The sequence below is a fragment of the Colwellia sp. TT2012 genome, from assembly GCF_001440345.1.
GTDB lineage: Bacteria > Pseudomonadota > Gammaproteobacteria > Enterobacterales > Alteromonadaceae > Colwellia.
In genome coordinates this window covers 206676-227952 of the sequence record NZ_LJYX01000021.1, presented here as the reverse complement: position 1 = coordinate 227952, position 21277 = coordinate 206676, and the positions used below count along the sequence as shown (strand labels likewise).

Here is a 21277-nt window from a genome sequence, read left to right as displayed (position 1 = left end):
CATCTAGCTATAATTAGCCAAAGAGCGAAGGTATTATTGGCTAAGCAACTTAAGATGTCGGAATTTTAGACTGTAGTATTTAAGGGAAAAAAATGACCGCAGATGATTATGTACAACAAGCGAGTGAAATTTTTGTTTTGTCTGATTCTTTTATTAGGATCAGGGAGTTAATTGATGATGAAGCTTCAACCATAGATGATATTTCAGAAGTTATTCTGCTTGATCCCGCGCTGGCTGGTACGGTCTTAAAATTAGCGAATAGTCCATTTTTTAGTTATCCAGGTAAAATAGATACCATTTCTAAAGCCGTGTTAGTGTTAGGGATCACCGAAGTTTATAACCTAGTCATTGCTTTTTTCACCACAGAAGCTTTTAAGAATATTGATGCCAATCAAGATTACCTTGAGGACTTTTGGATAAAAAGTATCGATTGTGCATTGCTGATGAAGTTTTTAGGTACTAGCTTGGGTATTGCCCATGCCGAGCGCTTATTTATTTTAGGCTTGCTACATAATTTAGGTGAATTGGTGGTTAACCAAATGACCGCCGATAAGCAGAGAGCTTGCGAAAGTCAGGATATCAATTTATTACCTTGGATTAAGCAATATGAGGTGCTTGGCTTTACTTACGGGGAGTGCTCAGCCGCGCTACTAAAAAAGTGGCAATTACCGTATAGCATTTTTGCCCCTATTCGTGACCAAGATGTTGACGACTTAAGTCAATACAGTACCGAAACACAGCTGTTATATGTTGCTAAACGTGTGATGAGTAAAAACCAGCTGTTTAAAGGGCAAAGCATAGATTACAGTGACTTGTTAACAAAAGAGCAATTAGAGCTACTTTGCATCGATAAACAGATATTAGAAAATGCCGTTGATTATTGTGCTTTAGAGCGCTTAAGTTTATTAATGATATTAAACCCTAGCTCCGCTATGCTTTACTAGTTTTTAGTTACTTTAACCATTTAATGGTAACGGGTTTAAATCATTCACTATTTGAAAGTTTAATAAACAAATAACAGCAAATTAACGGATGTAGGGTATCTCTGGAAGAAGTGTCTTTGCCAAGGATGGCAAAGCCAAGCCTATAGGGACATATGTACGGCGTCTTCTGGAAGAAATATTCTACAGAAGTGAATAACTAGTCATTTCTTCCTCTTTTATGAAGATTTATTTTTGCCTAATTTAAACCCGTTTGCCCTATAACGGGTATATACATAAAGCCCGATAAATAGCCGTTTATCGGGTATTAGTTTGGGTTGTATCGTCCTTGGCTCAAAATATTATTTGGATCTAAGCTGCTTTTTAGCTGATTAACCGTTTGCCAAAAATCACTGTCCTTATTGAGTAGCCATTGTTGCTGATCAATATTAAGCCGGTAAGGTACAAAGCCTTTTTTTAGGCCTTGTTCTACCAACATTTTTAAGCAATTATGGGCATCGTTAACGGCTTTAGGGTTGCTTAAATCAAAGACTATTGGGATGGTACTGTCAACGCAGTCGTGTTTTAAATTGGTAAAAGTAATAAAAGGTTCAATATTAAATTTTGGACATGTTGCTCTAATAAACTCAACAAACTCCCGCATTTTATTTGCTTTCATGGGTATTAATGGCGCATACCAAAGTAAACCACAACCATCTTGCCCTGGTGATAGCTTATCTTTATCAAAGCCATCAGCGTCTTTATGACGCCAATACGCCAATTTCAAGGCAACTTTATTGGGTTTTCCTAGCATTATTTCTTTACCTTTATTAAAAGAATCTAGCTGCTCAGCGATCGTAGTTAACATGGGTACTTTATTGATTAACCATGGGGGCAAAATATTGATAGTTTTATTTGCTAGGATAATGCTTAGGCTATTTGAGTAAATACGCTTACATGGTAGTTGTTTGAAAATGTCGTCTATTTCTTTTTTTACCACCTTAACAACTCTGCTACTGCCGTAAATACTACCGACAATAGTCCAACTAGGGGCTCTTAGCTCGCTAGCTAGTTTATTAATATCGTTACTGAGCATGACTTGATGAGCATCATTACCATTAGGGTTCTTGGCAAACATTGACAATAAACGCCGCTGATCCATAAGGTTAATTGAACCAACAATACCTTCATAATCTTGCAACACCTCTCTGATTAAAGGTACGGCGGCTTCAAGTAGGCTATCATCGGCCATTTGAATAAAAAAGGACGTGAAATCTGGTTTTATCTTCGCTAAGCGAAGGGTCATTTGGCTGACAATACCAAGGTTTGACTGAGTAAATAGTCCCTCTAAATAAGGACCGAGTCCCCACTTAAAGGTTTTATCTACCAGTTTTTCCTCACTGGCATCTAACTCATAAACGGCAGATTGATAGGGTCTACCGTTAGCCCAATAGCCTTGAATACTAGTAACTGCACTGAAATGGTCGGTATAAGGCGTTATACCGTAACCCCGCTCTAAAGCATTCGCTAATAGGGAGCAACTCGGCCCTGCACCCGTGACGGGCACCATATAATCATGATTATGCTGATGTAAAAAATCACTTAATTGTTGTTGAGTGACTCCTGGCTCTACGGTAACTAGGCCTAACTCGCTATCAAAATGAGTTATCTTTGTTAAGCGACCTAAATCTAAAAGAATAATAGTGTTAGCTAGCCCGGTCGGTTGGCTAGTACCATAGCCCCAATTATTACCGGTACTGATTGGGTACAACGAAAAAGCGAGTTTTTCATCCTTGGCACATTGGTTGGCTAAATCAAGTATTAGTTTAATTTCGCTAACGTCAGTAAGTGTAATCACGGCCATCAGCTGTCGTTGTTTGTTGTCAAAGTTATCGAGTCCTTCTGTACCACGCATAAATCGAGCAAGTTGCTGAGGGGCAGATGAAAAACGTGACTTTGTTGCGAGGACATTTTCAATGAGGGAAGCAAGTTGTGGTGACATGGCCGGCACTTAGCGGTAAGCCGCTGTTGAGTGGTATTAATGTATATTAGCTTGAATTTAAGTTAGATTCATTTGCTTCAGTTGTGAGCAGATGTCTTTTTCAATCGTTTTATAAAGACTTTTAAAGCCAGGTGAAAGGTCTTTCATAAAGATTTCAGGATTGATGTAATAGGGTGCGCGTAAGCCATGGTAGTCAACAGTAGGGCCAAGTTGCTGAAAGGATATGCCAATAAACTTCATGCTGCGCGCGAGTCTCGGTTCCATCATCACATAGACATGACGAATTCCCGTATTCATGCCCATGGTTGCTGCGGCCATATATAAACCGATGGCAATAAAGGGAAAGCAACGTAATTCTGTTTCCGAATAGCTAATTTCACTGATTACCCCGGTGCCCGAGCCCTTGTAGTGATCGGCTTTACGGCGGCGAAAATCAGCTTTAACGGCTAATCGTGAAATTTCAGCTATTTCAGCACGGTTAAATCGCTTAGGGCTAAGCGCTTCGTTAGTGATAGAGTCTAGGCAATACTTTTCTATGGGCAGTAATTGCTCGGGACCATTTGAGGTGACTAAGCGCACACAACTGGTAAATGTGTCCGAAGGTTTATGTTTAATTAAAGAGAAAAGAGATTGTTCGTCAAATTCATCAGTTTCTTGGCCATTTTCTCTCACCTCTTCAAAAGCGAGTTCTTCGCAGTAAACATTATGACGTATTTTAAAGGCTTCTTCTTTTAATGCTTGGTCTACGGCAACATGAGGTTGTAAAAATTGGGTGAAATGTTTTGAAATACTATGCGCTTCTCTACTTGCCCTAGCGGAGACGATTTTTTTAGTGATATTAGCAATAATAGGTGTGCTTAAAAATCGTTGATTCCAATTCATTATTATTCCAAGATGAAATTGTAAATAACTAGGCTAATACCATTATAGTCGTTAACCTCGTTTATCTATAATTAATGTCAAATTGCGCTTTAAAGTAATATTTCGCTTAATTGCGGTTGACTTAGAAAGTCCTTAGGGCTTGCTGAAGCGCCATACGCGCCAGATTGAAAGACTACGACATAATCACCTAAGCTTGCTTTAGGTAGCATAATTTTGTCCGCTAAAACATCAAGCGGCGTGCATAATGGCCCGACAATGTTAACTTGCTCTAGCTCCTTGCTATTGAGTTTGTTGCCTATTGCTAGTGGATAATTCTTGCGAATAACTTGGCCAAAATTGCCTGAGTTAGCAAGGTGATGATGTAAACCGCCATCACACACTAAATACTTTGTGCCGCGGGAAACCTTAATATCAACGACTTTACAGACATAAATACCCGCTTCGGCGACTAAATAACGCCCTAGCTCTAAGATCAGCTCGACCCCGTCAGTCAAGGCTTTATATTGCTGCAAAAGTGCCTGTAAATTATCGGCAATTGCTGATACGGCTAATGGTTGCTCGTTAGCAAAGTAGGGCACACCAAAGCCACCTCCAATATTTAGGTAATCTATTTTTATATTGGTTATTTTACTTGTTAACTCAACTAATTGTTGTGCTAAGGCAAATGTTTGTTGTTGCGCGGCAATGATTGCCTCGGCCTTAAGGTTTTGTGAGCCAGTATAAATATGAAAACCGCGTAAATTAACTTGTTTTAACGGCAGGTCTTTAAGCACTTGAGCAATTTGCTCTTCATCTATACCAAAAGGTTTTGCTCCGCCAGACATCTTCATGCCAGAAGCTTTAAGCTCAAAGGCAGGGTTTACTCTCAGGGCTATATTTGCTTTGAGCTTTAATTGCTTGGCCGCTAATTCTACTTTAGCTATTTCACCTACTGACTCAACGTGTAGCGTTACTCCGGCGATAATGGCGGCTTCAATATCCTCGATAGTTTTACCTGGGCCAGCGAAACTGATTTTATTTACCGGCATTCCGGTTTGAATTGCCAAGAGCATTTCTTTTTTTGAGGCAACATCAAAACCTGACACTTGTTCCGCCATCAATTGCACTAAACTCGGGTATGGGTTTGCTTTTATGGCGTAATGCAGAGAAATTTCTTTTGGTAAGGTGTTTTTTAATTGCTTAACCCTATTGATAATGAGTTGTCGGTCATAAGCATAAAACGGTGTCGTTGACACCAGTTTTTCTATTTGACTTAAAGGGATATTGCCAATAGAGAGTTCACTACTTGTCGGCAGGATGTCTTTGAGTGATGTCGTTAAATAGGTCTGTGATTGTTTCATGTTGCTGCCAGTTATAATCTAATTAAGTGAGAATGTTTTTGTTGTTATAATTCATCTGCAATAGCTTGGTGTCTACTTTACCATTAGCATTACGAGGCAATGCTGCTAAAAAAAATATCTTTTTTGGTATCATGTAGTTAGGCAAGTTTAATTGGCAATGTTTGAGAATGTTTTTTGTTGATAATGCTTGATTATCATTTGAACTGACAATCAGTGCGATGATAGCTTGACCAAGCGCTACCGAAGGGCTGGTGATTATCGCGGCTTCATCTACCAGTGGTAGTTGTAATAGTACCGACTCTATTTCAGTTGGGCTAACTCGATAGCCAGACGTTTTAATCATGCTGTCTTTTCTTGCAATAAAATAGAGAAACCCGTCAACATCACGGCTTACATAATCACCAGAGAATACTGCTCGTGGTGTACCTTGCGCATTTATTGCTTGTTTAGGCGTCTCTTTAAATCGCTCAGCAGTAGCGGCCTCATTTTGCCAATAACCTAATGTTACCAACGGGCCGATATGAACCAATTCACCTACTTCATCGTCATCACAGGTACTACCATCGTCTCGTAAAACTAGAATTTCCGCATGAGGAATTGCTTTGCCTATTGAGTTGGGCTTGTGGTCTATTTCCAGTGGCGATAAAAAACTAGAGCGAAATGCTTCCGTTAAGCCATACATAAGATAGGGCTTAGCTTGGGGCATGTTTTTTCGTAAGGTAACTAACGTTGCTGAGGGTAGTACACCGCCTGAGTTGGTAAAATAACGCATTGATTGTGCCGCACCATGCGGCCATGCGGCCTTGCTTAGTTGCATCCACAGTGGCGGCACCGCGGCTAAGCCAGTAATTTCATATTTTGCAATGGCTTTCACTACATCACTCGCCATTAAGTAATCGAGTAATATGCATGTGGCGCCCACGAGGAAGCAGCTAGTTAACTGGTTTAGGCCATAGTCAAAACTTAAGGGTAATACCGATAAAATTTTATCGTCAGCGGTTAGTTGTAAATACTGACTAACTGATTTTGCTCCAAGCATAATATTTTCGTGACTAAGCATAATACCTTTCGGTTGCCCTGTGCTACCCGAGGTATATAAAATGGCGGCTAGATCATTAGGGGAAATAGAGCCTTTGCGCGCTGTTATTGCCCTTTCTTCTTGAGCTATTAGTGCTTGCCAATTGACAATCATTAAGTGCTCTGGCAAAGACTGTGGAGCTAATGCTTGCTCTTCGGCATCAATGACTATGATAGTGACTAACTCAGTGAGTTTTTCCAGAATGGGCGTTAATGCCTTTAGCCTAGCCTTATTGGTGATCAGCAATTTTATTTGGCAATCATTGGCAATATAGCGAACTTGTTGGGCTTTTAAGACTGGGTTAATGGGCACAAACACGGCACCGAGTAATGAGCAGGCAAACATGCTTTGCACATTCTGTTGATTTTTTGCTAAGTAAATACCTATTCGGTCGCCTTGATTAACGCCAAGGGACAAAAAACCTTGTGCGACTGCCTTTACTTCTTTATCAAGTTGAGCATAACTAAGCTGGTTAGTATTTATTTGCAGTGCAATCGCATGGGGAGAACGCTGGGCAGTAAGGCTAATGAGCTGATGAACAAAGCGGGTCATTTATCATCCTGAAAATAAAATATCGGGGTGTTTTTATTAACACTATTATGACCTCGAAAGCATAACAGAGGCAAGTAGCAGTTAAAGGAAACTCTTAGGGTTTAATTAATTATATCATGAGTTTCCATATTCATTTTTAAGGGAATAACTTCCATTGCAGTTTTAAAGCCAATTTTATATAGTTGATGCTTTTGTTTGGTCGTCATCTTAAAATCAACCGCGGAATATTCACCTATGTTTATCACTATGGTGTTGTGCCAAAAATCTTCGTTAATATACTCACGGGAAATAGTGGTCATAAAAGTACGAATAAGTAGCGTGACATAATTAAAGATAGGAAATAAGCCATTAACACTTAGTTGATCATATTCATGTTCACCGCGTAAACGAAAACAAAGTACGGGTGTGCCTTTATGATCCCAGTCCCTATGTAAGGCATCTTCAGATAAAATACTGCCATCAACCATAATACGTTTTCCATAGGTTTTAAAGCTAAAAACCAGTGGGATAGACATGGAAAACCTTACCGCTTTTGATACTTTCATATCAGGTGTTAATTCAGCATCAAAGATGACGGCTTTGCCGTTAGTAACATCGGTAGCAACTATATGAAGAGTTTTCTCTAATTGAGCGAAAGTTTTTCCTTGTAAATGATTATCGACCCAGCGCTCAAAAGTATCGCCAGAGCTTAAGCCACCATGGCGAATAAGTTTGATTAAGGAGAATTCTCGAAATTGGTTATAATTTGTTTGTAAGGCAATTCTTTTTATGTCATTTAAGGCTAAACCAGCGGCATAGAAACTGGCAATAATGCTGCCGCCAGAGACACCGACAAGATCTTCAAAGTCAATATCGAGTAATTGTAATGCTTTTAACACGCCTAAGTGAGCTGGCAGTCGGGTACCGCCACCGGCAAAAATTGGCACTATAGATTTTTTCATTTAACCCCCATAATAACAAAGGATATCAAGGCTACTGATATTTATACCCGTAAACTTTAGCCTTAATTATGAACAAAGTTAGCGATTTTTGCGAAAAATATTGTTAGCAAGCGTAAAGTAATGCATTTAATATCAAGAAGACTTTATTTCAGTAACTAATATCACATAAAATATAGAGGAAAAATTATGAGACCAACCCTGCAGTTTGTTAGTTTTTGTCTGTGCATATTTATGCCATACGCTCATGCAAACTTTGTTGATGTCGTCGCAAAAATTAAGCCATCAGTTGTTGGTATTGGTGTGCATACACCTACTAGCCGCCCGCAAAATATTTTACGGGGCACTGGCTTTGTCATTGGTAATGGCCGTTACATAGTCACCAATGACCATGTATTACCTACTTTATTAAACGAAAGCCTCTTACAAAAAATGGCAGTTTTTATTGGCTCAGGTAAAAATGCTAAAGTCAGAGAAGCTGAAATCGTGGCGACTTCCAGCTTATATGATTTAGCTATTTTAAAAATATCGGGACCAGCTTTACCTGCGATGACCTTGGCAAATAGTGATTTCATCGCCGATGGTAGTTTTATTGCTTTTACCGGTTTTCCTATTGGCGGTGTGTTGGGTTTATACCCGGTGACTCACCGAGGTATCATCGCTAGTCTCACGCCAATAGTTGTACCAGCGGTATCCGCGCAACAAATCAATTTGAAAATGCTTAAACGTATGCGCAACCCCTACTTAGTATATCAGCTTGATGCTACTGCATATCCGGGCAATAGTGGTAGTGCTATGTATGATATGAATACAGGGGCAGTGGTTGGCATAATCAATAAAGTGTTTGTGCAGAGCACTAAAGAAGCGGTTATTAGTAATCCTAGTGGTATCACTTACGCAATACCAGTAAAGTATTTACATCAAGTACTGCGAGATAATAACATTTCAATCTAGTCAAACGCTTGTTGCCGATGTTACTCACTAACCGCGATGACTTTATCGCTACGTCCACTTTGATATAAACGTGATAACGGTACTAATTTTATACCATGTAAGGCTAACGTTGGGATCAGCTTAGTTAATATAGCCACAGTTTCAGGATGTGGGTGAGCGATAGCAATAGCGGTTTGATGCTTTAGGGCAATCGCTATTAGTTGCTTAAATTGCTGACTAATATATTCATCAGTTAATTCATTATCTAAAAAAATCTGCCTTGATTTTACCGGTACGCCGTAGTCTATCGCTGCTTGTTTCGCCTGTGAATGAGGGCTGGTTTTACTGTCTAAAAAAAGTAATTCATGCTGTTTTAAGAAAGCCATGGTCCACGCCATTGGTTGATAAAGTTGTGTGAGGTAGCTGCCCATATGATTATTAATACCAATTGCAAAAGGGATTTCAGCGAAGGATTTAGTCAAACTTCTTTTAAAGGCATCTTCATTCATAGCGCTAGTTAACGCACCAGGGCCTAATTTTTCTCTATTCTTAGACTCCATTGGAATATGGATTAGTACATCATGATTGGCGTTATTCGCTTGGATAGCAAGTTTTTTTCCGTAGGTGGTATGGGGCAAAAAGGCATAAGTAACTGCGCCGGGTAACGTTAATGCGTGTTTATCTGTGTAACGATAGCCCATATCATCAATGATGATGGCAACTCGATTCGTTTGCGCTTGACTCTGATAACTTATTAGCATCATAACGACTAGGGGAAAAGTAGCTATAAATGACGTTTTTTTTAAAAAAGTATTTTGCACAGGGTAATGGGGTCCTTATAATTATTTAATTTAGTAAAAAGCCTAGCAGTGATTTAACTAAAAAATATTGTCTTTTAGCTAAATGGATAAATGTCAGACCTTATTTACACCAGAGTTTTGGATTAAGGGCTTTGCCTCGGTGGCGAATTTCAAAATAAAGCCCTGATTGGTCTTGGCCGCCACTTTGGCCAACTAACGCTATAGGCTCGCCTGTTTCAACACGATCACCAACGGCTTTGAGTAAGGTTTGATTATGAGCGTAAAGGCTCATATAGCCATTGCCATGATCGATAACGGTTAATAAACCATAACCTTTAAGCCAGTCAGAAAATAACACTGTGCCATTATGAATCGTTTGTACTTGGCGGCTGATTGGCGCACTGATTAATACCCCCTTCCACTTTAAGTAACCCTGCTTACGACTGCCAAAGCGATGCAACATACGTCCCTTAACCGGCCAGGACAGCTTTCGTTTTAATTTGCTTAAACCGGTTAAATCAATTTCTGCCTGAATAATGGCGGCTAGTTTATGTAATGCTTGGTTTAAGTTGTTTTCTTCGGCTTTAAGTTTATTCAATTGCTGCTGGCTGGAAAGTAACTTGCGGCTTAATTTTGATAAGGTTTTACTGCGTTGCTTTTTACTGGTTCGTAATTGCGTGCCTTGCTGTAATTGCTCAGCTTTAAGCTGCTGTAAATACGTAACTTGCTCTTGATGCTCAGTGCTTACTTGCAGTAGTTGCGCTATGGTTGCTTGAAATTGATCAATTTCTTTGGTTCTTGCCTGGTTTAAATATTGATAGTAACTGATAGTACGCTGAATTTTATCACTTTGATCTTGGTTAAGTAGTAATTTAAGGTAATCGTGCTGGCCTGTGGTATATGCGGCTCTAAGCTGCTGTGCCAATAAACGCTCTTGCTTTTTCTTTGCTCGGGTTAACTGTTGTTTTTCTCTGGCTAGTGCAGCTATTTTTACTTGTGTGTTACTGAGTTTAACCTCTATATCATTGATTGCTTTGGCTACTTTAGCAATGGCTAAGTCATCCGTTTTTAGTTGTCGCTCTAGGTTACTGTGTTGTTTATTGGTATCAAAAATATTTGATTCTTGTTTAGCAATGGCTTGCTGAACATCACTAAGTTTGGCGCGGTTTTGTTGTTGTGTTGTTTCATTACGCTTACTTTTCTCAGCGTACGCGGGAAAAGCAAACAGTAAACTTACTATGAATAAGCTAGCTACGCCTAGATGTTGAAGGTGTTTACTGGATAAATAAGTGTCGATACACAAGCTCGCAATCGATAGTGATAATAGTTAAAAACTAATATATCACTTATAGCCATGTTACCTCAAGATGAAGATTTTATCTTAAGATATCATGGTAATAGATTACTGACTTAATATCACTTCGTTAGCGGCATTAATATTGAACCGGTCATTTCTTTCGGCTGTGCCATGCCCATTAAATGCAATATACTTGGTGATATATCACTTAAAGTACCCGACGCTGCGGGAGTAGCCTTTCGGCCAACATAGATTAGTGGTACCGGTTCACAGGTATGGGCAGTATGTGCTTGACCTGATATGGGATCTTCCATTTGCTCGGCATTACCGTGATCGGCGGTAATGAGACATTCACCACCGATTTTTTGTAATGCGGCAACAACTCGGCCAACACAAGTGTCTACTGCTTCACAAGCTTTGACCGCAGCATCAAAGTTGCCTGTATGGCCAACCATGTCGCCATTAGGGTAGTTGACGACGATAAAGTCATATTGACCACTTTCAATAGCGCCGACCAGCTTATCAGTGAGTAATGTTGAATTCATTTCTGGTTGTAAGTCGTAAGTGGCTACATCGGGTGACGGTATTAATATGCGCTCTTCTCCCGCGAAAGTATCTTCTTTACCACCGCTAAAGAAGAAAGTCACGTGGGCAAACTTTTCTGTTTCAGAAATGCGTAATTGTGTTTTATCATGTTTGGCTAACCATTCACCCATTACGTTAGCTAACGTGGCAGGCGCATAAGCTGAGGGTGCATCAATGTCTACAGAATACCGTGTTAACATAACAAAACTACCGATGGCTGGCGTGCATTTCCGTTGAAATCCCTCGAAGTTCTTTTCGGTAAAACATCGGCTAAATTGACGGGCTCGGTCGGCTCTAAAATTCATAAAAATCAATGCGTCACCATCATTTACTTTGATAGTTTCACCCGATGGCTTAGTTATCGTGCTGGCGCCAACAAACTCATCATTTTCATTGCGTTCATAAGCCGCAGCAAGGGCATCTAAGGCGTTATTATATTGGTGTAATCCGCTACCACTAACCATCAAGTTATAAGCTGCTTCAACACGATCCCAGCGTTGATCTCTATCCATGGCATAGTAACGACCAATAACAGAGGCTATTTGGCCTTCACCTGTGTCAGTATCAGGAAATAGTTGGCCAAATTTTTGTTGGGCTTTTTCCAATGAAGCTTGTGCACTACGTGGCGGAGTATCCCGACCATCTAAAAATGCATGTAAGTAGATTTTTTTTGCGCCACGTTGCTTGGCTAGCTCCATCATGGCGAAGATGTGCTCTTCATGGCTATGGACACCACCTGGAGAGAGTAAACCAAAAATATGTACGGCGTTATCACCAGATACTGCTTTATCAACCGCTTGGCACAGGGTGGGATTTTTATAAAAGTCACCGTCGGCTATTGATTTGGTAATACGGGTGAAATCTTGATAGACCACACGGCCAGCACCTAAATTGACATGGCCAACTTCAGAGTTACCCATTTGTCCTTCAGGTAAGCCAACGGCCATGCCTGAGGTATCAATCAGCATATTAGGGTAATTGGCTTTCAAATCATCTAATACTGGCGTATTTGCTTGATGAATTGCGTTTGAGCTAGTTTCTTCTCTATATCCCCAACCATCTAGAATCACCAGTACCATTGATTTTTTATTTGCCATTATATTCCCCATTATAGTTAATTTTAACCGTATTTTATCGGCAAGTATTGTACACCCTAGGATGGTGTTATTCACTAAAGATTTAACAGAGAAATGTACCAACATGGGTTACTAAGTATTTACCTCGCGGTATATGCTCGCAATTCTAAGTGATTTGCGTATAATATGCCGATTCGAAATTTGATAAAAATGGTCTTTATTTATGGAACAATTAATTACTTTTGTAGGCAATAATGGCATGCTGAGCGCGGTTTGGGTTGCCTTAGTGGTAATGATTATCTTCACGACAATTAAAATGCTAATGTCGCCAATTAAACAAATTAGTACACAAGATTTAACTTTTTTAATGAATAGAGAAGCAGGTGTTGCTCTGGATATCCGCAAGGACAAAGAGTTTAAAGCGGGACATATCCTTGATGCTATCAACTTGCCTAGTGAAAAAATCAATAAAAATGGTCTGACTAGTCTTGAAAAATATAAAGACAAACCCATCATTGTAGTATGTGCGGCCGGTATGAGTGCTATGCAAATAGCTAACGATTTATTTAAGGCTGGTTTCAGCCGTGTTAGTGTCCTTAAAGGTGGTATGAACAGTTGGACGGGTGCCGGCTTACCGGTAGCAAAATAATTAGTTAGCTTGTCCGTTTTGCTAACCCATATCATTAATTAATGACAGAGAAATTAAAATGGCAAAAGTTGATATTTATACCAAAGCATACTGCCCTTATTGTACTCATGCACTGGCCTTACTCAAAGGTAAATCGGTGGCCTACAATGAAATTAAGATCGATGGTGATATGACAATGCGTAGCGCTATGATTGAACGTAGCAATGGTGGTTATACCGTACCACAAATATTTATTAATGATGAACATGTTGGTGGCTGTGATCAATTAGTCGCCTTAGAAATGAATAATCAGCTAGATACGTTATTAGAAGCATAATAATAATACTCAATGCAGTTATGTTAACTTACAACAATTACAATAAAGGAGCCACTCATGGCTGAAGAAAACCAAGTAGCGAACAGTGAAGCAGCACAACCATCTCCAGAATTCGCTATCCAACGTATTTATACTAAAGATGTCTCATTTGAAACACCAAATTCTCCGGCCATATTTCAGCTAGATTGGAAACCAGAGATCAAGTTAGACCTTGATACCCGCTCAACTAAGTTAGCTGATGATACTTATGAAGTGGTGTTATCTGTAACAGTAACCGCCACCGTTGAAGGTCAAACAGCCTTTTTAGCGGAAGTACAACAAGCCGGTATCTTTACTATTGGTAACTTACCTGAAGAACAGTTAGCGCATACTATTGGCGCTTTTTGCCCAACAACCTTGTTCCCATATGCACGTGAGACGGTAGCAAGCTTAGTAAACCGTGGTTCTTTCCCACAATTTAACTTAACACCCGTTAACTTTGAAGGTTTATATGCTTCTTATGTACAGCAACGTGCAGCAAAAGAGAACGTGCCTCAAAGCAGCGAAACACACTAGTCATTAGTACTTAAGCGAAAATAACATTAGCTTATAAATAGGGTTGAATATGTCTTTAGCTGCAAAAATTACTGTGCTCGGTGCCGGCTCCTATGGTACAGCCCTAGCAATTTGCTTAGCCAGAAATGGTCATAAAACCCTGTTATGGGGGCGTGATGCTTATCATGTCGCTACGATGGCGCAAGATAGACAAAATATTAAATATCTTGAGGACTGTGCTTTTCCTGAAGCTTTAGTACTAGAAGCTGATTTAACAAAGGCAGTGCAAGCGAGTGATAATATATTGGTTGTGGTACCAAGCCATGCTTTTGCCGATATGCTTAAGCAAATTAAGCCAATGTTAACCGGCAATGAAAAAATTGCTTGGGCTACTAAAGGTCTAGATCCTGAAACTGGGGATTTATTGCAGAATGTCGCCATTAAGATACTCGGTAATAAAGTCTCTTTAGCGGTACTATCCGGCCCTACGTTTGCTAGAGAAATGGCTTCAGGTTTTCCTACTGCTATTTCCTTGTCATCTGAAGATGATGATTTTGTTGCTGAGTTATCAGACTTACTGCATTGTGAAAAACTATTTCGGGTTTATTCGAATAAAGATTTTATTGGTGTACAACTTGGTGGTGCCGTTAAAAATGTTATTGCTATTGCGGCAGGCATATCCGATGGTATTGGCTTTGGCGCGAATGCACGTACGGCATTAATTACTCGAGGTTTAGCGGAAATGACCCGCTTAGGTTTAGCGTTAAATGCTGAGCCAGCAACTTTTATGGGTATGGCCGGCTTAGGTGATTTGGTACTTACCTGTACGGATAATCAATCTCGTAATCGCCGATTTGGTTTAGCGTTAGGTAAGGGCAGTGAAGTTGAACAAGCTATTACTGATATTGGTCAAGTGGTTGAAGGCTACCGTAATACTAGAGAAGTTTATATGTTAGCCAAACGACATGGCGTGGAAATGCCTATTGTTGAACAAGTATACCAAGTACTTTACTGTGGCAAAGATGCCAAGTTAGCCGCGGCTGATTTACTTTCCCGTGATAAGAAATTTGAATAACTTCATCACCTGATCATAGCAGGTAAATCGGCTCGAAAGCTGATTTACCGTTACTTTATACCCAGTTTATTATACCGCGTTTGGAAAACCTAACTGGCGCCAAGCATCGTAAACAATTACCGCTGCGGCGTTTGATAAATTCATACTACGACTTTCTTTTAACATCGGAATTCTAATTTTATATTTATCTGGGATTTGTACACGAACTTCTTCGGGTAATCCCGCCGTCTCTGAGCCAAACAATAAATAATCCCCCGCCTGAAAAGTAACATCGCCATAAAAATTATTGGTCTTAGTTGTTATGGCTAATACTCGCTTGGGCTGTTCTTTATCCATAAATGCTTTGAAGTTTGCATGGCGTTGTATTGCGGCAAATTCATGGTAGTCTAAACCAGCACGTCGTAATTTTTTATCCTCTAAATCAAAACCTAAGGGTTCAATCAAATGCAAACGAAAGCCTGAGTTTGCACATAAACGAATAATATTACCGGTATTGGGCGGGATTTGTGGTTGAAAAAGTACAACATCTAGCATAACAATCATCATCTGATAAAAATTTTGTTATTATATACTTGTTACCACTTAAAATGCACTGTGAAAATTACTGCTTGATTGGTAGCGGCTATAAACACAAATGACTTTTTACTCTTAATTTTCTTCAAGGATTGGCTATGGCGATAAGTTCAATATCAACGGACGAATATGCATTATGGGTACGGCGGGCAGCTATCTCTTCTACGTCAATAGCGCTGATCTTAGTGGTGATTAAACTCTATGCTTGGCTGGTCACTGACTCTAGTGCCATGCTCGCTTCTACCACTGATTCGATTTTAGATTTATTCGCTTCGCTAATGAGTATTGTTATTCTGCGTTTTGCCCTTGCGCCAGCCGATAAAGAGCATAGTTTTGGTCATGGTAAAGCGGAAAGTTTAGCGGGGTTAGTACAAGCATCGTTTGTGCTTGGCTCTGCCATTATCCTTATTTTCAGTGGCGTCTACCGGGTACTTAATCCACAAGTGATAGTGCAAAGTGAAGTGGCTATTTGGGTGACGATTATCGCTATTGCCCTAACACTTTGTTTAGTCACTTTTCAGCGCTACGTGATAAAGCGTACTGGCTCCATTATTATCCGTGGAGATGCCTTGCATTATCAATCGGATTTGTTGCTAAATTTAGGGGTTCTAGCCGCAATTATCTTAAGTCAAGGTATATGGTTACACGCTGATGGTGTGTTCACCATATTGGTCGCTCTTTATCTTGTTTTTGGCGCGGGTCAAATTATGGTACAAAGTGTTTCCCAGTTAATGGATAGTGAGTTATGTGATGAGGAACTGGCGCAAATAAGAGCTATTGTTTTAAGTAACGGCCAAGCCATGGGTATTCATGAGTTACGAACAAGGCAGTCGGGCGTGAAGCGCTTTGTGCAGTTTCATTTAGAATTAAGTGATGATTTATCATTATTTGAAGCGCATAGCATAGGCGATGAAATTGAAGATGAAATTTGTCGACTGCTTACCCCTTGTGAAGTCTTTATTCATCATGATCCTAGCTCGGTAGTGCAAAGTGAGCAGTCAAAAGACTCTGTTAGCTAAATGCTGAAGCAGTTTTATGTTGCTTAAACCAAGTCATAGTCTGGGTTAAGGCGCTGTTTCTATAGTCATCAATTTCAAAGAATAATTCGTGAAAGGCGCCATCAATCCTGCTTGGTATGCCCTTAGGGCAAGATTGTGGTTGTAGCTCATGTAACTGCTGACAAAAATCATTTTGCGCTTGTTGGCAAACAACGCTATCACGTCCTGCTTGCAGCAATAATATCGGTGTTTTCAGTTGAGCCAGGTTAGCTAAAATATCGTTTTGCGCCACAATGCTCTGGGCTAGCCAGTGCGTAGTAACCCCACCAAGTTGAATGACGTTGTTTTTTTTGTATAAGTCGATAAAAAGTTGATAGCGCGGCTTCGAGTGGGTCAACTTATTCTTGCTAAATGAAACCGTAGAATAGTCTTTTTGTCCAAAAAAATACCAAGGTGTTTTACTGATTAAGCTATTGAGTGTCAGCTTAGTGGCTATTATTTTTTTAGCGATAGATGTAGGTAATAAACCTGAATTAAAGCCTAACATAGGGGATGAAATTACTGCTGCTGCAATGGCATTGGGTGAGTCTTGCATAAAGCGGGTGGCAATGGTAGCACCCATTGAGTGAGCTAATAGGTAGGGTTTAGCCGAACAGTGGTGCGTAACGATATTTTCAATAAAGTAGTGAAAATCATCAACGTAGTGTTGGAATTTATCAACATAGCCTTTATTTAAATTGGCCAGTAAACGCCCTGATAAACCTTGACCTCGGTGATCAAGGATAAAAATATTATAGCCCTGCTGGTATAAATCAAAGGTTAGCTCTTGGTATTTTAAATAACTTTCACCACGCCCAGGTACTATAACGATAGTTGGCAGTTGCTCTTGTGGCTGAATAAATTGTGCATAGTGAATGCTGACTGCATTCATACCAGAAAATGAATGAAATAAGCCTTGTTGCCAGAAAGATGTTATTTCATCTGGCAGCTTACCCCGAAGGTTCTTTTCTTGGTTAAACTGTGATGATTGGCTCAAGTGGGACCTTAATAAGTCAGGTGAAATCAGTGATTGTTGAGGTAAGTATATTCGGGTATAGACTAGTTTCGGGGGTAGGGTTACGCCTTACCTTGAGCCTTAAAGCATGTTAGGCATGCAAGCTAAAAGAGAATATTTTACTCATTTTACTGTCAATATTTCGGTTGTTTTTAGTTGCTGGACTAAAACGCCACTTTCGCAGGGCTGAACGGATAGCGGATTTGAAATAGATAAGTTTACTCTGCTGGCTAAAGTGAATATCTTTTATCTTACCATTATGATCAATGGTGAAATTTACTTTTACTTCTATCTCTATGCCACGGCGTTTAGCTAAGTTTGGATAAACAGGGCTGATTGAATTCAACAGCTTTGCTACCTGTGACCTAGGTGTTGCTATGGTTTCTTTACTGGTCTTCTTTATTAGAGCAGTTGTTGAAGCCAGAGCATGTGATGCGGTATATAGCCCATCCTGTACTGCTAATTCGTTGAGCTCTTGGCGATATGAGAACTGTGCATAAGAGCTGTTTTTACTCGGAAATTTAGCATTGAATTGTACTGGGAAATGCCGATTAGCTTGCTCAGGATAATCAAGCGTAGCTGATACCGCTGCTAAGTTGACAGCTGCTGTTGATTTAGTCACTTTTGTTATTGAGTTTGATTGCGTTGGAGCAACCATGGTGGCGCTAGTCTTTGTTAGACTCTGTGCTACCACACTAACACTGAGTATGGCCTTTTCAGCCGTTAATTTATCGTTTAAGCCATCCTCTGCCGGATTAGTTACTTTATGTTGAGTTTTATTTATACGGCTATTAAACGAGACATTAACTGATTTTTTTTGTTTATCAGCAAAAGTGCTTTTAGGTATTTGTACTTTATCCTTGCTAGCTATTTTGCTAGGCATAGTAGCCGCTGCCATTTTTATTATGGGCTCGGCAATAACTTGCTCTTGTTGTTGGAACGAGGGTTCAATAATTGTAGTCGCTAATACAATATCATTAGGTCTTACTCGATTAACATCACTTTGACTATTAGCAGGATTAATCGGTGAACTATTAATAGAAATCACTTGCCGATTTAACAGCTGCTGAGCAATTGAGTCCTTGGTTATTTTAGTGTTTTCTTGCTTGAATAGGGTTTTATTGAGGTCTACTGCGCTAACATTTTTTTGAAAAATATACGGACTAAAGGCATTGCTTTTTTGCCAAGGGAAATGATTATTTAGCTGCTGGGCGTATGGCATGGTGAGTAATTGATTTATGCTCAGTAAGGTTAATGCCAGTAAAAGACTAATAGCAGCGAGCCATTTGCTAGCATTATTGCTCGGTGCACAATGGTGATCAACAATACGAAGTACTCGCGCTTTTAAATCACCACCTGTTGCGGCCATTGCCATCGTTGGAATGGTATGAAAATGCGCTTTAGCGCATAACGAGGCGGTATCAGTTAAGGTGTGCGCATAGGCAAGGGCATCACCGCAATGTTGCACCGCAATATCGTCACTGCAATATTCACGTTCATTGCGTATTTGTTTGCCTATCCAATGCACACTCGGGTGGAAGAAAAATAATAACTCGATAAGTGTCTGCAGAAAATTAACTAAATAATCATGGCGACGAATATGGGCTAGTTCATGCAAAATTAGCATTTCAAGTTGAGCCGAGCTTAAGCCAGTGACCATACTAGCGGGTAGTAATACTACGGGTTTTAACCAACCTATGGCCATGGGTACTTCGGCTTTTAATGAGATAAGTAGCTTAGGGGTTTTTGTTAACTTTATTTGCTGAGCTAATTCATCAAAGCGCGCTAGTAAAGCAGCAGAGGGGGAAACACTGCCATACATAGGTAAATTATTTACATTTCGAACCTCAATTAAGAGCTTGCAGGCAAGTGCAGTAATTATCGCCAGCCAAAGTAATGACAGGTAAGGCAAGGAGTAAGCTAATATCGAGGGCAGTAATTCATGGTAATTTAATAAAGCATTCTTCTGGGTTAACTCATGGACTAAACTTGTTAACGGAATAGGGCTGAGGTTACTGTTAATGCCTGAATTGGTGTCAGGATAGACCATGACAAAGGTAAGTATAGCGAGGCATGCATTTGTTAACATGGCCAATGTTGCTAAGGCATAGCGTAATATTGGTTTGTTTTTATCAATAATAAATAATGCGGACTTTAGTATAAATGCCACCAATAAACCTTGCCACAAAAAGTGCACTAAGGTTAACGATAAGCTATATAAAAAAGGGCTATTAAATAATTGTTCAAACATAATTAAAGTAGAGTCTTACTATTTTTCTAATGAGTTTAACAGCTGACGAATATCTTTAATTTCTTGCGTGCTGGTTGAGTCATCAATAGCACGCATTACTAGTTTCGAGGTAGAGCCACCAAAAGCTTTACTTATTAGGTCTCTAATAAGTGATGTTTGTGTGTGTGTTTGGCTATTAGCAGCAGCATAAACGTGTGCGCGATTACTTTCATCACGAATGACTAATGTTTTTTCATGCATAATTTGCAGTATTTTTAATACGGTGGTGTAGCCTGTTTTTTGCGTTGAACTAACAACATCATGAACCTGTCGTACTGTAGCGGGCCCCATTTTCCAAAGAACATTGAGTAAGGTTAACTCTGCCTCTGTGGGTTTCACCGGAGAATTATCATGCGCCATGTACACTTCCTTTTTGATCGTTTTTATTAGGCTAATTATTTTATAATACTTAGACTCGTTACGAATTTAATCGTATTTCGTCTAAGCTTATATCGAGTACACTAAATGAGCAACCGTTTTGTTGATTGATATTCGTACTGAGTAAAAGGTCTATTTTGCTGATTTATCTAGTGAAGCATAAACCTCGCCAAGACGAGTTACAGTACCTGGGCCAGCATTGGCGGCAAATTCACTCAACATATTCGGGGCAAAAGTGCTAACTACCGTTGAACCTAGCTTAAAGCGGCCCATTTCATCACCTTTTTCAAAAGTAATAGCGTTGATGCCCTCTTTAGGGTATTGCCATCTGAAGATGTCTTTGCCTGCGGGTGGGGTAATAACACCTGCCCAGGTTGTTTCAATGCTAGCAACAATTGTTGCACCGACTAATACCATAGCCAGTTCGCCATATTCGGTATCAAAAATAGCGACAACACGTTCATTGCGGGCAAAAAGATCGGGCACATTTTGAGCCGTTAGTGGATTGACAGAAAACAGTTCCCCTGGCACATAAATCATTTCCCGCAAAGTACCGGCCATGGGCATATGAATGCGATGGTAATCTTTTGGCGCAAGATAAATACACGAAAATTTACCGCCTTGAAAAGGTGCTGCTGTTGCGGCATCACCACCAAGTAAAGAGGTTAAACTGTAATTGAAACCTTTTGCTTGGATAAGCTGACCGTCAACAATATCACCTTGTTGACTAATGGCCCCATCTACGGGGTAGCATATGGAATTGTTATCATCATCAATAGGGCGAGCCCCGTCGGCTAATTCACGGGTGAAAAAGTTATTAAAGGTGTCAAAATCACTGGCGTTTTTTAATTTCGCCTCATTCATATTGATACCGTAAGCCTTAATAAATAGACTAATAAGCTTAGTAGTTAACCAACCCATTTTTGCCGCCGCAAACTTACCTACTAAACGTGAAATAGCGTGTTTAGGCATAATGTATTGCCAGGCAATTTTAATTTTATCGCTAA

20 protein-coding genes are annotated in these 21277 nt (G+C 39.8%); 7 read left to right on the top strand and 13 right to left on the bottom strand.

What is annotated here, in order from left to right; genetic code table 11:
• Positions 1–92: 92 nt before the first annotated feature.
• Positions 93–944, top strand: a complete 852-nt coding sequence (locus tag ASU03_RS15040; protein ID WP_057832600.1) for an HDOD domain-containing protein — start codon at positions 93–95, stop codon at positions 942–944.
• Between the two features lie 304 nt (positions 945–1248).
• On the opposite strand, the gene ASU03_RS15035 is transcribed toward ASU03_RS15040, so the two are convergent.
• The 5 genes from ASU03_RS15035 to ASU03_RS15015 all read right to left on the bottom strand — a co-directional run bounded on the left by ASU03_RS15035 (position 1249) and on the right by ASU03_RS15015 (position 7715).
• The gene (locus ASU03_RS15035; protein ID WP_057832599.1) at positions 1249–2922 is read right to left on the bottom strand and encodes an FAD-binding protein; all 1674 of its coding nucleotides are present in this window, start codon (positions 2920–2922) and stop codon (positions 1249–1251) included.
• A 57-nt stretch (positions 2923–2979) separates the two neighbouring features.
• A complete protein-coding gene (locus ASU03_RS15030) occupies positions 2980–3804 on the bottom strand; it encodes a PEP-CTERM/exosortase system-associated acyltransferase (protein WP_057832598.1) in 825 nt (274 codons plus the stop codon).
• Positions 3805–3893: 89 nt separating this feature from the next.
• Positions 3894–5144 carry a pyridoxal-dependent decarboxylase, exosortase A system-associated gene (locus ASU03_RS15025; RefSeq protein WP_057832597.1) on the bottom strand — a complete coding sequence of 417 codons (1251 nt, stop codon included), beginning with the start codon at positions 5142–5144 and terminating at the stop codon, positions 3894–3896.
• A 22-nt stretch (positions 5145–5166) separates the two neighbouring features.
• Positions 5167–6774 carry an acyl-CoA ligase (AMP-forming), exosortase A system-associated gene (locus ASU03_RS15020; protein WP_057832596.1) on the bottom strand — a complete coding sequence of 536 codons (1608 nt, stop codon included), beginning with the start codon at positions 6772–6774 and terminating at the stop codon, positions 5167–5169.
• A 101-nt stretch (positions 6775–6875) separates the two neighbouring features.
• On the bottom strand, positions 6876–7715 hold the full coding sequence (locus tag ASU03_RS15015; RefSeq protein ID WP_057832595.1) for a patatin-like phospholipase family protein: 840 nt from the start codon (positions 7713–7715) through the stop codon (positions 6876–6878).
• Between the two features lie 186 nt (positions 7716–7901).
• Between ASU03_RS15015 and ASU03_RS15010 the strand changes: the two genes are divergently transcribed.
• Positions 7902–8666: a S1 family peptidase gene (locus ASU03_RS15010; RefSeq protein ID WP_057832594.1), complete on the top strand. Its 765-nt coding sequence runs from the start codon at positions 7902–7904 to the stop codon at positions 8664–8666.
• Positions 8667–8686: 20 nt separating this feature from the next.
• Here the strand turns inward: ASU03_RS15010 and ASU03_RS15005 are convergent, their stop codons facing one another.
• The 3 genes from ASU03_RS15005 to gpmI form a co-directional block, all read right to left on the bottom strand.
• Positions 8687–9466, bottom strand: a complete 780-nt coding sequence (locus ASU03_RS15005; RefSeq protein WP_057832593.1) for a divergent polysaccharide deacetylase family protein — start codon at positions 9464–9466, stop codon at positions 8687–8689.
• Between the two features lie 100 nt (positions 9467–9566).
• The gene (locus ASU03_RS15000; protein ID WP_057832592.1) at positions 9567–10748 is read right to left on the bottom strand and encodes a murein hydrolase activator EnvC family protein; all 1182 of its coding nucleotides are present in this window, start codon (positions 10746–10748) and stop codon (positions 9567–9569) included.
• Positions 10749–10861: 113 nt separating this feature from the next.
• Positions 10862–12424: a 2,3-bisphosphoglycerate-independent phosphoglycerate mutase gene (gene gpmI / locus ASU03_RS14995; protein WP_197411260.1), complete on the bottom strand. Its 1563-nt coding sequence runs from the start codon at positions 12422–12424 to the stop codon at positions 10862–10864.
• Positions 12425–12626: 202 nt separating this feature from the next.
• On the opposite strand from gpmI, the gene ASU03_RS14990 reads away from it, so the two are divergent.
• The 4 genes from ASU03_RS14990 to gpsA are packed head-to-tail and all read left to right on the top strand — an operon-like array spanning position 12627 to position 14977.
• Entirely contained in the window at positions 12627–13052 is a 426-nt protein-coding gene (locus ASU03_RS14990) for a rhodanese-like domain-containing protein (protein ID WP_057832591.1), read from the top strand.
• Positions 13053–13110: 58 nt separating this feature from the next.
• Positions 13111–13368: a glutaredoxin 3 gene (gene grxC / locus ASU03_RS14985; RefSeq protein ID WP_057832590.1), complete on the top strand. Its 258-nt coding sequence runs from the start codon at positions 13111–13113 to the stop codon at positions 13366–13368.
• 57 nt (positions 13369–13425) lie between these two features.
• Positions 13426–13923, top strand: coding sequence for a protein-export chaperone SecB (secB, locus tag ASU03_RS14980; protein WP_057832589.1), 498 nt, complete (start codon positions 13426–13428; stop codon positions 13921–13923).
• Positions 13924–13972: 49 nt separating this feature from the next.
• Positions 13973–14977: an NAD(P)H-dependent glycerol-3-phosphate dehydrogenase gene (gene gpsA, locus ASU03_RS14975; protein WP_057832588.1), complete on the top strand. Its 1005-nt coding sequence runs from the start codon at positions 13973–13975 to the stop codon at positions 14975–14977.
• A 69-nt stretch (positions 14978–15046) separates the two neighbouring features.
• On the opposite strand, the gene trmL is transcribed toward gpsA, so the two are convergent.
• Positions 15047–15511: a tRNA (uridine(34)/cytosine(34)/5-carboxymethylaminomethyluridine(34)-2'-O)-methyltransferase TrmL gene (gene trmL, locus ASU03_RS14970; protein WP_057832967.1), complete on the bottom strand. Its 465-nt coding sequence runs from the start codon at positions 15509–15511 to the stop codon at positions 15047–15049.
• A gap of 137 nt (positions 15512–15648) precedes the next feature.
• On the opposite strand from trmL, the gene ASU03_RS14965 reads away from it, so the two are divergent.
• Entirely contained in the window at positions 15649–16569 is a 921-nt protein-coding gene (locus tag ASU03_RS14965; RefSeq protein ID WP_057832587.1) for a cation diffusion facilitator family transporter, read from the top strand.
• Here ASU03_RS14965 and ASU03_RS14960 read toward each other — a convergent pair.
• The 4 genes from ASU03_RS14960 to asd all read right to left on the bottom strand — a co-directional run bounded on the left by ASU03_RS14960 (position 16562) and on the right by asd (position 21242).
• Positions 16562–17584: an alpha/beta fold hydrolase gene (locus ASU03_RS14960; protein WP_057832586.1), complete on the bottom strand. Its 1023-nt coding sequence runs from the start codon at positions 17582–17584 to the stop codon at positions 16562–16564. The genes ASU03_RS14965 and ASU03_RS14960 overlap by 8 nt on opposite strands.
• 109 nt (positions 17585–17693) lie before the next feature.
• On the bottom strand, positions 17694–19853 hold the full coding sequence (locus ASU03_RS21830) for a M56 family metallopeptidase (protein WP_057832585.1): 2160 nt from the start codon (positions 19851–19853) through the stop codon (positions 17694–17696).
• Positions 19854–19871: 18 nt separating this feature from the next.
• Complete coding sequence (locus tag ASU03_RS14950; RefSeq protein ID WP_057832584.1) at positions 19872–20252, bottom strand: BlaI/MecI/CopY family transcriptional regulator; 381 nt, start codon at positions 20250–20252, stop codon at positions 19872–19874.
• Positions 20253–20402: 150 nt separating this feature from the next.
• The gene (gene asd / locus ASU03_RS14945) at positions 20403–21242 is read right to left on the bottom strand and encodes an archaetidylserine decarboxylase (protein WP_057832966.1); all 840 of its coding nucleotides are present in this window, start codon (positions 21240–21242) and stop codon (positions 20403–20405) included.
• Positions 21243–21277 lie beyond the last annotated feature (35 nt).

Excerpts from the sequence above, each read along its gene's own strand:
- ASU03_RS15040 (WP_057832600.1), top strand. The coding sequence starts at position 93 with ATGACCGCAGATGATTATGTACAACAAGCGAGTGAAATTTTTGTTTTG.
- ASU03_RS15035 (WP_057832599.1), bottom strand. The coding sequence starts at position 2,922 with ATGTCACCACAACTTGCTTCCCTCATTGAAAATGTCCTCGCAACAAAG.
- ASU03_RS15030 (WP_057832598.1), bottom strand. The coding sequence starts at position 3,804 with ATGAATTGGAATCAACGATTTTTAAGCACACCTATTATTGCTAATATC.
- ASU03_RS15025 (WP_057832597.1), bottom strand. The coding sequence starts at position 5,144 with ATGAAACAATCACAGACCTATTTAACGACATCACTCAAAGACATCCTG.
- ASU03_RS15020 (WP_057832596.1), bottom strand. The coding sequence starts at position 6,774 with ATGACCCGCTTTGTTCATCAGCTCATTAGCCTTACTGCCCAGCGTTCT.
- ASU03_RS15015 (WP_057832595.1), bottom strand. The coding sequence starts at position 7,715 with ATGAAAAAATCTATAGTGCCAATTTTTGCCGGTGGCGGTACCCGACTG.
- ASU03_RS15010 (WP_057832594.1), top strand. The coding sequence starts at position 7,902 with ATGAGACCAACCCTGCAGTTTGTTAGTTTTTGTCTGTGCATATTTATG.
- gpmI (WP_197411260.1), bottom strand. The coding sequence starts at position 12,424 with ATGGCAAATAAAAAATCAATGGTACTGGTGATTCTAGATGGTTGGGGA.
- ASU03_RS14990 (WP_057832591.1), top strand. The coding sequence starts at position 12,627 with ATGGAACAATTAATTACTTTTGTAGGCAATAATGGCATGCTGAGCGCG.
- grxC (WP_057832590.1), top strand. The coding sequence starts at position 13,111 with ATGGCAAAAGTTGATATTTATACCAAAGCATACTGCCCTTATTGTACT.
- secB (WP_057832589.1), top strand. The coding sequence starts at position 13,426 with ATGGCTGAAGAAAACCAAGTAGCGAACAGTGAAGCAGCACAACCATCT.
- gpsA (WP_057832588.1), top strand. The coding sequence starts at position 13,973 with ATGTCTTTAGCTGCAAAAATTACTGTGCTCGGTGCCGGCTCCTATGGT.
- trmL (WP_057832967.1), bottom strand. The coding sequence starts at position 15,511 with ATGCTAGATGTTGTACTTTTTCAACCACAAATCCCGCCCAATACCGGT.
- ASU03_RS14965 (WP_057832587.1), top strand. The coding sequence starts at position 15,649 with ATGGCGATAAGTTCAATATCAACGGACGAATATGCATTATGGGTACGG.
- ASU03_RS21830 (WP_057832585.1), bottom strand. The coding sequence starts at position 19,853 with ATGTTTGAACAATTATTTAATAGCCCTTTTTTATATAGCTTATCGTTA.
- ASU03_RS14950 (WP_057832584.1), bottom strand. The coding sequence starts at position 20,252 with ATGGCGCATGATAATTCTCCGGTGAAACCCACAGAGGCAGAGTTAACC.
- asd (WP_057832966.1), bottom strand. The coding sequence starts at position 21,242 with ATGCCTAAACACGCTATTTCACGTTTAGTAGGTAAGTTTGCGGCGGCA.